The sequence below is a fragment of the Cardiobacterium hominis genome (assembly GCF_900637305.1).
Taxonomy (GTDB): Bacteria; Pseudomonadota; Gammaproteobacteria; order Cardiobacteriales; family Cardiobacteriaceae; genus Cardiobacterium; species Cardiobacterium hominis.
Window position 1 is genome coordinate 934,389 of sequence record NZ_LR134365.1, and the last position, 12,114, is coordinate 946,502.

General features: G+C 59.3%; 10 protein-coding genes and 2 tRNA genes. 9 read left to right on the forward strand and 3 right to left on the reverse strand.

The genetic code is table 11. The features are described from left to right. Window positions 1-6 precede the first annotated feature (6 nt). Both EL199_RS04475 and EL199_RS04480 read right to left on the reverse strand, forming a co-directional pair. A complete protein-coding gene (locus EL199_RS04475; protein WP_004139158.1) occupies window positions 7-210 on the reverse strand; it encodes a hypothetical protein in 204 nt (67 codons plus the stop codon). 547 nt (window positions 211-757) lie between these two features. Beyond that, window positions 758-1,648 (reverse strand): siderophore ABC transporter substrate-binding protein, encoded by an 891-nt coding sequence (locus EL199_RS04480; protein WP_004139161.1) that lies wholly within the window; start codon window positions 1,646-1,648, stop codon window positions 758-760. A gap of 149 nt (window positions 1,649-1,797) precedes the next feature. On the opposite strand from EL199_RS04480, the gene purF reads away from it, so the two are divergent. The 3 genes from purF (at window position 1,798) to EL199_RS04495 (ending at window position 6,042) form a co-directional block, all read left to right on the forward strand. Then, window positions 1,798-3,303, forward strand: a complete 1,506-nt coding sequence (purF, locus tag EL199_RS04485) for an amidophosphoribosyltransferase (RefSeq protein ID WP_004139162.1) — start codon at window positions 1,798-1,800, stop codon at window positions 3,301-3,303. Window positions 3,304-3,466: 163 nt separating this feature from the next. Continuing rightward, window positions 3,467-5,179: a D-lactate dehydrogenase gene (gene dld / locus EL199_RS04490; protein ID WP_040354405.1), complete on the forward strand. Its 1,713-nt coding sequence runs from the start codon at window positions 3,467-3,469 to the stop codon at window positions 5,177-5,179. A gap of 284 nt (window positions 5,180-5,463) precedes the next feature. Continuing rightward, window positions 5,464-6,042 (forward strand): rhomboid family intramembrane serine protease, encoded by a 579-nt coding sequence (locus EL199_RS04495; protein WP_232008344.1) that lies wholly within the window; start codon window positions 5,464-5,466, stop codon window positions 6,040-6,042. A 42-nt stretch (window positions 6,043-6,084) separates the two neighbouring features. Here EL199_RS04495 and EL199_RS04500 read toward each other — a convergent pair whose 3' ends face one another. Continuing rightward, window positions 6,085-6,966, reverse strand: a complete 882-nt coding sequence (locus tag EL199_RS04500) for a LysR family transcriptional regulator (protein WP_004139165.1) — start codon at window positions 6,964-6,966, stop codon at window positions 6,085-6,087. Between the two features lie 107 nt (window positions 6,967-7,073). Here EL199_RS04500 and metE point away from each other — a divergent pair, with 107 nt between their 5' ends. The 6 genes from metE to EL199_RS04530 all read left to right on the forward strand — a co-directional run bounded on the left by metE (window position 7,074) and on the right by EL199_RS04530 (window position 12,020). Continuing rightward, window positions 7,074-9,353: a 5-methyltetrahydropteroyltriglutamate--homocysteine S-methyltransferase gene (metE, locus tag EL199_RS04505; protein ID WP_004139166.1), complete on the forward strand. Its 2,280-nt coding sequence runs from the start codon at window positions 7,074-7,076 to the stop codon at window positions 9,351-9,353. 305 nt (window positions 9,354-9,658) lie between these two features. Continuing rightward, a complete protein-coding gene (locus EL199_RS04510; protein WP_040354407.1) occupies window positions 9,659-10,453 on the forward strand; it encodes an inositol monophosphatase family protein in 795 nt (264 codons plus the stop codon). Further along, window positions 10,450-11,139 carry a ComF family protein gene (locus EL199_RS04515; RefSeq protein WP_004139168.1) on the forward strand — a complete coding sequence of 230 codons (690 nt, stop codon included), beginning with the start codon at window positions 10,450-10,452 and terminating at the stop codon, window positions 11,137-11,139. The genes EL199_RS04510 and EL199_RS04515 overlap by 4 nt, the downstream gene beginning before the upstream one ends. A gap of 15 nt (window positions 11,140-11,154) precedes the next feature. Then, complete coding sequence (gene ispZ, locus EL199_RS04520; protein ID WP_004139171.1) at window positions 11,155-11,712, forward strand: septation protein IspZ; 558 nt, start codon at window positions 11,155-11,157, stop codon at window positions 11,710-11,712. Window positions 11,713-11,831: 119 nt separating this feature from the next. Continuing rightward, window positions 11,832-11,906: transfer RNA gene (locus EL199_RS04525), tRNA-Gly, on the forward strand. A gap of 40 nt (window positions 11,907-11,946) precedes the next feature. Further along, window positions 11,947-12,020 (forward strand) — tRNA-Cys (locus EL199_RS04530). The last annotated feature ends 94 nt before the right edge of the window (window positions 12,021-12,114 follow it).

Here is a 12,114-nt window from a genome sequence, read left to right on the forward strand (position 1 = left end):
TGTCATTCATTCTTGCCGCTTCTTTTCACGTCTTTTCTGCTCATAAAGATAAAGGGCTACGAGCGGCAGGAAAAATACAGCCATGACGATGTATCGATTCCATTCGACACCCAAATGGGGGTAAATGTAATCCCAGAAAATCCGGAAAATACAATACGAGAAGAATCCGAATAGCACGCCTCTCCAGAAAGAGCCTTTTTGATTTTCCATGTTTATCTCCTGTATGGGGTTATGTATGAAAAAACGCGGTATGCGTTTTTATATGCACGATAGTTGTCAGCGCGTATGTAAACGGGATTTTGCGTATTTACATACAAGGTAGCGCTCAAGGTGTATGTAAATGACTAGGGGCTGTTGACAATTCGGCGAACGAGCCCCTCTCCTTTTGGGAGAGGGGTTGGGGTGAGGGTTGCGAATGTGAAAAATGCAGACATCTGTTCATAAACAACACCGCCCACCCCTTCCCCGACCCTCCCCCGCTGCGGGCTTCGCCCTGCGGGGGAGGGGGATGTCTCAATTGTCAACACGCCCTAGGGGCTGTTTACAATTCAAATCTCCCTCCCCTGCAGGGCGAAGCCCGCAGCGGGGGAGGGATGGGGAGGGGGTGGACAATGCCGCTTACGAGATGAAATTTCGATTTTTCAATCGTTTGCTGCCCTCACCCCAACCCCTCTCCCACAGGGAGAGGGGCTAGTTCGCTGAATTGTAAACAGCCCCTAGAGCGGGCGGTAGTTGCCGCCCCAATCTGCGGCCGCCGTTATTTCGCAAAGGCGGTTTTCAGTTCTTCCAGCGAATGGCGCAGGCTGGCCGGGCCGCCGATGTCGATGTAGATGTGTTTGGTTTGCGGGTAGATGAATTGTCCTTTTTTCCAGGCGGTGGTGCCGTGTACCAACTCGTTGTCCAGCGTTTGCCGAGCGCTGGCGCCGTCTTCGCCTATGGCGGCGAGGCGGTCAAGCGCGTATATCCAGTCCGGGTTTTCTTGCGCGATGTATTCAAAGGAAACGGGGTCGCCGTGGCGGCCGCTCATTTTTTCGTTATGCACCAGTTGCAGCCCCAGCTCGCTTTGCAGCCAGCCCGCGCGGGAATCCGGGCCGTAAAGCGCGATTTTCGGGCCATTGACGAGGAGCGCCAGCACTTTGCCTTTGCCGGCCGCGCGGGTTTTGACTTCGTCGCGCAGCGCGTTCAGTTCGTCGCTGATTTTTTTCGCTTCGGCTTCTTTGGCAAAGAGCGCGCCCAGGTCGTTGAGGCGGGCAAGGCCTTCCTGGTAGGCGTTTTCTCCGGGGATGCTCAAATCCACCGCCTGCGCGACTTTTTGTACTTCGTCGAGTTTGCTCGCCGAGCGCGAGGCGACGATGATGAGGTCGGGTTTTACGGCATTCAGTGCTTCCAAATCCGGCTCAAACAGTGTGCCAACTTCTTTGGCGTTTGGCGTGGCGAAGTCGGCGGCGAATTTTTCGCCGGGGATGCCGACGATTTTCTCGCCCAGTCCCAGCGCAATCAGGGTGTCGAGCGCGCCGATGTCGTAGACGGCGATGCGCTCCGGCGTCTTGGCGATTTCGACTTCGCCCTGTGCGGTTTTCAGCGTCGCCGCGTGGCTGTTTGCCAGAAGCAAGGATGCCGCGACGGCGGCCAGCAGTTTTTTCATCATGGGCTCTCCGGTGGGTTGGTAAGGGGGATGCGAATCTAAACTCAAGCGGTGCGGATTACAAGCGCGTGCGTCTGCAGAGCGCGCAACAGCGCACAGGGAGTGGCGCAGATTGTTATAATCCGCGCATCATTTCACCGGGAACAAAAGTTATGTGCGGCATAGTGGGTATCGTTGGAAAATCTTATGTAAACCAGGCACTTTATGATGCGCTGACGGTTTTGCAGCATCGCGGGCAGGATGCCGCCGGGATCGCAACCTGCGACGGGGACGGTCGTTTTTTTCTGCACAAGGACAACGGCCTCGTGCGCGATGTTTTCAGCGAGCGCGAGATGCAGCGGCTCGTCGGCGATTATGGCATCGGCCATGTGCGCTACCCGACCGCGGGCACGTCCAGCGCGGCCGAGGCGCAGCCGCTTTATGTGAACTCGCCCTACGGCATCGCGCTCGCGCACAACGGCAATCTCACCAATACCGATGAGCTTATCCGCGCCATTTATGCCAGCGATTTGCGCCATATCAACACGCATTCGGATTCGGAGGCGTTGCTCAATGTTTTCGCGCATGAGATTCAGCGGCAGCAGCAGTTGCGGCCGACGCCGGAAGTTATCTTCAACGCCGTCGCCGCTACCCACCGCCGGGTGCGCGGCGCGTATGCGGTGGTGGCGATGATTAGCGGCTATGGTCTCGTTGCCTTCCGCGATCCGTTTGCCATCCGTCCCATTATTTATGGCGAGCGCGAGGCGGAGGACGGCGGCACGGAGTACATGATTGCCAGTGAATCGGTGGCGCTGGAGTCGCAGGGTTTTCGCGTCGTGCGCGATTTGGAGCCGGGCGAGGCGCTCATTATTACCGCAGACGGCGCGGTGCATCATCAGCAGTGCGCCGCGCAGCCGCAGCGGGTGCCGTGCATTTTCGAGTATGTGTATTTTGCCCGCCCGGATTCGACCATCGACGGCATCAATGTTTACAAAGCCCGCCTGCGCATGGGCGAGAAGCTCGCCGAGCGCATTTTGCGCGACTGGCCGACGCATGATATTGACGTCGTCATCCCCATCCCGGACACCAGCCGCAGTTCGGCGATTGAGCTGGCGGCGCGGCTTGGCGTGAAATACCGCGAGGGTTTCGTGAAGAACCGCTATATCGGCCGCACCTTCATCATGCCGGGGCAGAAGCTGCGCAAGAAGTCGGTGCGGCAGAAGTTGAACGCGATGACGCTGGAATTTCGCAACAAAAACGTGCTGCTGGTGGATGACTCCATCGTGCGCGGCACCACCAGCGAGCAGATTATCCAGATGGCGCGCGATGCAGGCGCGAAGAAAGTCTATTTCGCCAGCGCCGCGCCGCCGGTGCGCTTCCCGAACGTTTACGGCATCGACATGCCGACGCACGACGAGCTCATCGCCTACCGCCGCGAAGAAGCAGACGTCGCCGCCGCGATTGGCGCCGACCGCGTGATTTATCAAACTCTGCCCGACCTCATCGACGCCTGCGCCGGCAGCAAACACAGCCTGCCCGAAGCCTTTGACTGCTCGGTATTTAACGGCTGCTACATCACCGGCGACATTGACGACGCCTACCTCGCCCGCCTGAAACACCAGCACCGCGACGCCAAAGTCTCGCGCAAAACGCCGATGGACGAGGCGCAGGGGGGATGACCCCGGGCGCGCGTTTACCATCTAACGATTTCTCCTGCCGCTTGCATTTACATACAGCCGAGCGCTCGAGGTGTATGTAAACAGCTTCATGGCAGGCGCCGCTGCGAAAGCCGCTTGAATGGCGCGGCGGCAGAACCCCATCCAAAATCACAAAGGAAAACCCATGACAACAAACCACCCCGCTATCGCCGAACTCGCCGCCATCGTCGGCCGCCGCCACCTGCTCACCAAACCGGCGAAAACCGCGCCGTACCGCAAAGGCTTCCGCTACGGCGAAGGCGACGTCCTCGCCGTCGTCCAGCCTGGCAGTCTCTACGAACTGTGGCAGACCGCGCAAACCTGCGTCGCGCACGACCTCATCATCATCATGCAGGCGAGCAACACCGGCCTCACTGGCGGCTCCGTTCCCTACGGCGACTACGACCGCCCCGTCGTCCTCATCAGCGCCCGCCGCTTAAAAGGCATCCGCCTCATCGAAGACGGCGCGCAAGCCATCGCCCTGCCCGGCGCCACCCTCTACGAACTCGAAGACGAACTGACCGCCATCGGCCGCGAACCGCACAGCGTCATCGGCTCCAGCTGCATTGGCGCCTCCATCATCGGCGGCATCTGCAACAACTCCGGCGGCGCGCTCATCCACCGCGGCCCCGCCTACACCGAAATGGCGCTCTACGCCCGCGTCAACGAACAAGGCGAACTCGAACTCATCAACCACCTCGGCATCAACCTCGGCCAGCATCCGGAAAGCCTGCTGAACCGCCTGGAGCGCGGCGACTACACAGACGCCGACATCGCCCCCGCCAGCGGCCAAACCTCCGACCACGAATACCAGGACCGCGTGCGCGACATCGACGCCGACACCCCCTCGCGTTACAACAACGACGCGCGCCGCCTTTTTGAGGCCTCCGGCTCGGCGGGACGCCTCATCGTCTTCGCAGTGCGCATCGACACCTTCGCCAAACCCGAACGCCAGCAAATCTATTACATCGGCGCGCACGACCCCGACACCCTGACCGAACTGCGCCGCCACATCCTGAAAAACTTCAAAAACCTGCCCGTCTCCGGCGAATATATGCACCGCGACTGCTACGACATCGCCGAGCGCTACGGCCGCGACACCTACCTCGTCATCGACCGCCTCGGCAGCAAACACATCCCCGCCTTCTTCCGCTGGAAAAACCGCATCGACCGCCTGGGCGAAAAACTGCGCCTGAAAAACCTCTCCGACCGCTTGAGCCAATGCGCAACCGACATGCTGCCGACGCACCTGCCGCCATTCATGCAACACATGCGGGAACAATACGAACACCACCTCATCCTGAAAATGGCGGACGGCGGCGTGGACGAAGCCGCCAGCTACCTCAAACAATACTTCGATGCCCACCCGCACGACGGTGCCTACTACGCCTGCAGCGGCAAAGAAGGCGCGCAGGCGACCCTGCACCGCTTCGCCGCCGCCGGCGCCGCCAACCGCTACCACGCCGTCAAAGGCCGCGAAGTCGGCGACCTCCTGGCGCTGGACATCGCGCTGCGCCGCAATGAACACGACTGGTTCGAGCGCCTGCCCGCCGAAATCGACCAGCACATCGCCGCCAAACTCTACTACGGCCACTTCTTCTGCCACGTCATGCACCAGGACTACATCCTGAAACCCGGCAGCGACGCGGCGGCGGTCAAACACGCGCTACTCGCCTATCTAGACGGCAAAGGCGCCGAATACCCGGCAGAGCACAACGTCGGCCACCTCTACCCCGCCAAAGAAGCGCTCGCCAACTTCTACCGCGCACAAGACCCGACCAACAGCTTAAACCCCGGCATCGGCAAAACGACGAAAAAGAAACACTGGGCAAAAAGCTGCGGTTGCGGCGGACATTGAGCGGCGTGCGGCGGCGCGCATTTTTCATGCGCGGGTGTTGTCCCTATTGCGCTTGCTGCATTCCTACAACAATACCTGCGTGCCATTTGCCATTTTTTCCAATCATTACCGTACTTGAATCCCGCCATCGCGCCGCCATGTATCATTTAAGAGACTTAAGGGCGCTGAATCTGTTAGCATAGCGCCTGTTGTTATTGATAAAAATAGATGCTCAAACCTGGATGAAGAACGTGGACAGATACCGCTCTTATGACCCCTCGCCGCGATGGATGCAGGCGGGATGGGTGACCTGGCTGATTCTGGTGACGTGCGTGGCGACCGCGCTCGCCACCTGGTTTGGCAGCAACAGCCTGACCAACTGGTTGCGCTGGTCGTCAGAAGATATTGTCGCCGGACAATGGTGGCGCGCGATTACCCCAGTCTTTTTGCACTTCAACGTATTCAACGCCATTTTTATTCATGTGCTTTTTAATTGCCTCGGCTGGCTGATGCTTGGCGGGGTTATTGAATCGCACGAAGGCTCGCGCCATTTACTCTTACTCTTTTTGCTTTCGGCATTGGTGAGCAATACCGTCGGCGGCTATTTTTATGGCAGTTATTTCGGCGGCATTTCCGGCGTGTGTTTTGCGCTGATTGGCTATGTCTGGCTGCGCGGTTTTGATGAGCCGGAATATCACCGCGTCATTCCGCCCTCATTGTTTTATGCCAGCCTGATTTATATGTTCGCCGGATTTTTCCAAATTATTCACGGCATGGCGGACTGGGTACACGCTTCGGGACTGGCGACCGGATTGCTGGCGGCGTCGCTGCTTATGCTGACGAGGCGCCGCTGGCGCTGGTTGCCGCAGCGCAGTAGCGAATAAATGAAAAGACCGCCGCGGCGGTCTTTATTTTGTGGGCAAGCGCTACCGCATCCCTTCGGCGATGCGGATGAAGCCGTCGATGTAGTCCACTTGCCGTTCGCCGTCGCGCAGGCCGAGGTGGATGTGTTTGTAGATGCCGTTGCCGAGGCGCAGGCAGGCAAGCGGCAAATGCGCCGCCTGTTCGCGGATGAGCCAGTGCGGCAAGGCGGTTATGCCACGGTTCGCCGCCACCATTTGCAGGAGGATTTCCGTGGTCTCCAGGGTGCGGTGCGCGGCGACGCTGCGCTCGGCGGGCAGGAGGAATTGTTGGTAGATGTCGAGGCGCTCGACCGGCACCGGATAGGTAAGCAGGGTTTCGTGGGCAAGGTCTTCCGGCTGCACGGTGTCTTTCGCCGCCAGCGGGTGGTCGCGCGCGACGACCAGCACTTGTTCGTAGGGGAAGACGGGCAGGTAGTGCAGGCCGGCGGTTTGTACCGGGTCGGGGGTGATGAGGATATCGACTTCGTAAGCGAGTAGCGCACCCGCGCCTTTGAACTGGAATTGTTGTTTGACGTCCACATCAACCCGCGGCCACGCCTCCAGGTAGGGCGCGACGATTTTCAGAAGCCATTGGTAGCAGGGGTGGCATTCCATGCCGATGCGTAACAGGCCGCTTTGTCCGCGCGCGTAGTAGCCGAGTTGTTCTTCGAGGTGGTCAAACTGCGGCAGGATGTTCTGCGCGAAGCGGTGCAGGCGCTCGCCCGCCTGGGTCAGGCGCAGGTTGCGGCCGTCTTTGTTCCAAAGTGGCGCGCCCAGTTGTTCTTCCAGTTTTTTGATGGTGTGGCTGAGCGCCGATTGCGAGAGGTAGAGGGTTTCGGCGGCTTTGGTGAGGGTGCCGTGTTCGACCACGGCGCGGATGATGTTCAGGTGATGGCGTTCGAGCATGGCGCTTCCTATGAGCGATTTTCATGATTCGATGCAATTTTAGCATTTTTCATCATGGGACAAGCCCGCTATAGTGCGCCCTTTCTTTAACCTGTTCAGGAGTAACCATGACTGTCATCCATAACCTCGGCTTTCCGCGTATCGGCGCGAAACGTGAACTGAAATTCGCGCAGGAAGCCTACTGGAAGGGCGAGACCACCGCCGCCGAATTGCAGGACGTCGCCAAAGCGCTGCGCGACCGCCACTGGCAGAACCAGGCCGGTTTTGACTTTGTGCCGGTGGGCGATTTCACCCTGTACGACCACGTGCTGGATATGAGCGTTACCCTCGGCAACCTGCCGAAACGCGCCTATGAAGGCGGCGGCGACGAGCTGGATGCCTTCTTCCGTACCGCGCGCGGCCGCAGCCCGCTGGACAAGGGCGCTGGCGTTGCCGCCGGCGAGATGACCAAATGGTTCAACAGCAACTATCACTACATCGTCCCCGAATTTGACGCGAACACCAGCTTCAAACTCAACCCGCAACGCCTCTTGGAGCAAATCAAGGAAGCGCAAGCGCTCGGCGTGAAAAGCGTCAAGCCGGTCATCATCGGCCCGGTCACTTACCTCTGGCTCGGCAAGAGCAAGGACGACAGCGACCGCCTCGCCCTGCTGGAACGCCTGCTGCCGGTTTACAAACAACTGCTGAATGAACTGGCGCAAGCCGGTGCCGAATGGGTACAGATTGACGAACCCTGCCTGGTTACCACCCTGGACAAAGACTGGCGCCAGGCGGTAAAAACCGCCTACCACGAGCTGAACCGCACCACGCCGAAAATCCTGCTCACCACCTACTTCAGCGACTTCGGCGACAATCTGAACCTGCTGCACGACCTGCCGGTCGATGGCATCCACCTCGACACCATCAACGCCGCCGGCGAAATCCACAAACTGATTGACCTGCTGCCGGCGACCAAAGTCATCTCCCTCGGCGTCGTCGATGGCCGCAACATCTGGAAAACCGACCTCAACCGCCTGCTCGATACCCTCGAACCCATCCGCGCCCGCCTCGGCGACCGCCTCTGGCTCGCGCCTTCCAGCTCGCTCTTGCACGTGCCGGTGGACCTCGACCAGGAAGACAGTCTTGACCCTGAAATCAAAAACTGGCTCGCCTACGCCCTGCAAAAACTGGAAGAGTTGCGCGTCTTGAAAAAAGCGCTCGATAGCGGCCGCGACAGCGTCAAAGCCGAACTCGACGCCAACGCCGCTGCCCTCAAAGCGCGCCGCGAATCCACGCGCGTGCACAACCCGGCGGTGAAAGCGCGCACCGCCGCCGTCACCAAGGAAATGGGCGACCGCAAATCCCCCTACGCCGCGCGCGCGCCGAAACAGCACGCCGCCATCAAGCAGCCGCTGTTCCCGACCACTACCATCGGTTCCTTCCCGCAAACGGCGGAAATCCGCAAATCACGTAGCGACTACAAAAAAGGCGCGATTAGCGAAGCCCAATACATCGCCGACATGCAGGCGGACATCCGCGAATGTGTGAAAATCCAGGAGGAGCTGGACATTGACGTCCTCGTGCACGGCGAAGCTGAGCGCAACGACATGGTCGAATACTTCGGCGAACAGCTCGACGGCTACGTCTTCACCCGCTTCGCCTGGGTACAATCCTACGGCTCGCGCTGTGTCAAGCCGCCGGTCATCTTCGGCGACATCTCCCGCCCGAAAGCCATGACCGTCAAGTGGAGCGAATACGCACAAAGCCTGACCCAGCGCCCGATGAAAGCGATGCTCACCGGCCCGGTAACCATCCTGAACTGGTCCTTCGTGCGCGACGACCAGCCGCGTGCCGACACCTGCCTGCAAATCGCCCTTGCCATCCGCGACGAAGTGCTGGATCTGGAAAAAGCCGGCCTCGGCGTCATCCAGATTGACGAACCGGCGCTGCGCGAAGGCCTGCCGCTGAAAAAAGAACAATGGCAAGCCTACCTCGACTGGACGGTACACGCCTTCCGCGTCTGCGCCAACGGCGTTGAAGACCAAACGCAAATCCACACCCACATGTGCTACAGCGAATTCAACGACATCATGCAGGCGATTGCCGACCTGGACGCCGACGTCATCACCATCGAAACCTCGCGCTCCGACATGGAACTGCTCAAAGCGTTCGACGACTTCAACTACCCGAACGAAATCGGCCCCGGCGTCTATGACATCCACTCGCCGAACGTGCCGAGCGTCGAAAGCATGGTTGATTTGATGGAAAAAGCGCTGAAGCAAATCCCGAAAGAGCGCTTGTGGGTGAACCCGGACTGCGGCCTGAAAACCCGCGCCTGGCCGGAAACCAAAGCGGCACTTGCCAACATGGTGGAAGCAGCAAAAATCCTGCGCAAAAAATACGCCTGATTTGGCGCCCGCCTGAAAAAAAACCGCCGGAAACGGCGGTTTTTTAATGCCAGAGAACGGCAAATGGTATTTTTAACCCTTTTATTAACAACGAATTGCGCAAAGAATTTAATCAAGCACCATTAAAGTCTTGATTGCGGAAATAGGAAACCTTATTATTTGCCCCGACGGAACAGCTAATTGCTAACTGTCACATTGCCTCATGATGATTATTGCCCCGCAGACGATGCGGGGTTTTTTTCTGCCCGCGAAAACCCTTGATACTGCTAAAATGCCGCCATTTTTCAGACCATGAGGAACAAATAATGGCGACAAATCCAATGCTTACCATCGCGCGTCGTGCCGCGGAAGAAGCGGGAAAAATCCTGCAGATGGGGCTGCGTCAGCTCGACCAAATCCAGATAGAAGAAAAGGGGCGCGGCGATCTGGTGAGCGTCGTGGATCGCCGCGCAGAAGAAGTCATCAAGAACATCCTGCTGGAGAAATTCCCGCAGCACGATTTCCTCGGCGAAGAGTTCGGCGAAACCCGCGCCCAGGCGGAAGAAAGCGAATTCTGCTGGGTGATTGACCCGCTGGATGGCACCACCAATTTCCTGCACGGCCTGCCGCAATTCGCCGTTTCCATCGGCCTGCTCAAGCGTGGCAAGCCGGAGCTGGGCGTGGTGTACAACCCGGCGACGGAAGAATGGTTCACCGCAGCCCGCGGCGAAGGCGCACAACTGAACGGGCGCAAACTGCGCGTCAGCGGCTTGCGCGACGGCGGGCGGGCGATAGTCGCCACCGGTTTCCCCTTCCGCTATCCCGACCTGATGCCGCGCCAATACGCGCTGTTGCAATCCGTATTGCAGGAAATCGCCGATGTGCGCCGTCTCGGTTCAGCCTCGCTCGATCTGTGTTTCGTCGCCGCCAACCGCGTCGATGCCTTCTTTGAAATGGGGCTGAAACCGTGGGACATCTGCGCCGGCATCCTCATCGCGCAAGAAGCGGGCGCCATCGTCACCGACCTCGCCGGACAGCACACCATGCTCGATTCCGGCAATATCGTCGCCGCCAATACCTATCTGCACAGCATCCTGCTGCAACAAATCGCGGCGGCATGATTTCCCGCTGGCTGACCCGCTTCATCCGTCCGTGTTGCCTCACCTGCGGCACGCCGGAAGTGGTCGGCCTCTGCGATGTCTGCGCCGACCGCCTGCCTGCCATCGGCAAACATTGTCCGACCTGCGCCAATAGCGTTGCCGACGACCACTACCCCTGCGGCGCCTGCTTGCGACGCCCGCCTGCGTTTTCGCGCTTGTTAGTGCGCTGGCAGTTCACCACCGAAGTGCGCCACATCATCCTGCGCGGCAAATACCACGCCGACCGCTGTGCATTGCGCGTCCTCGAAGACGAAGCCTGCCGCCTGCTGCGTGCGCAACCCGTCGCCGTGGATGCCGTCGTCGCCATGCCCGTCTCGGCGCAACGCCTGCGACAGCGTGGCTTCAACCAGACGCTCTACCCGGCGCACGCCGCTGCGCAGGCGCTTGGCGTACCGCTCATCGCCGAAGGCGTCTTCGCCAAAGCGGGGCGACCGCCACAATCGCGTTTGCGTACCCACGCCGCACGACGGCGCAATATCCGCGGCGCCTTTGCTGTGCGTGGCGAACTGCCGCAGCGGCTGTTGCTCGTCGATGACGTCGTCACCAGCGGCGCGACCCTGCACGAAGCCGCGCGCATACTTGCTGCCGCAGGCGTCCAGGAAATCATCGCGCTGGCGGTTGCCGCCGCGCACCGTCCCCACCCCTGACACACCGGAATATCCATGCAAGAAATCCTCCCCGTCATCGCCTTTATCGCCGCCTACCTCGCCGCCAAATGGAGCGGACACAGCGAACAGGCCATCTACTGGGCGACCGCCGTGCTGATGATTAGCACCGTGCTGCAAATCCTCGTGCTGCGCCTGCGACAAAAGCCCATCAGCAAACAGCACTGGCTAACCGCGAGCGCTATCCTCGTCCTCGGCGGCGTCACGCTCGCCCTGAAAAACCCGATGTTCATCAAATGGAAACCGAGCATCGTTTACCTCGTCTTCGCCGCAGTACTGCTCATCACCCAATGGATGGGCAAGGCCGACCTCATCCAGAAAATGCTTGGCAGCGCACTGACCATGCCGGACGCGCTCTGGCGCCGCCTGAACACCGCCTGGGCAGTCTTTTTCATCTTCATGGCAATACTCAACCTCATCATCGCCTATCACTTCTCTGACGACTTCTGGGTCGGCTTCAAACTGTGGGGCAGTGCGGGCGGCACACTGCTCTTCATGTTTGCGCAAATCTACCTGCTGCGCGGCTACCTGAACCACGACGACAAACCAAAATAGCCATGACAAAAATATCGAAGAAACAGCGCAATGAAAAAAAAGCGGCAAGAAAACGAAAAAAAGCCGGAAACGTCGCTTGACCGCGCAAAAAAGCCCGCTATAATGCGCGCCTCATCAACGCGGGAATAGCTCAGTGGTAGAGCACAACCTTGCCAAGGTTGGGGTCGCGAGTTCGAATCTCGTTTCCCGCTCCAAATTCCTTAGAGCCTCATTTGAGGCTCTTATAATTTCTAAGGCTGGGTAGCAAAGTGGTTATGCAGCGGATTGCAAATCCGTGGACGCCGGTTCGATTCCGACCCCAGCCTCCATCTTCTGAAATGCCCTCAAGCCCACAACGTCAGTTGTGGGCTTTTTGCTGTGTGCATTTCGTAGCAACTGACAGGGTAGGGCGCTTTCTAAGCC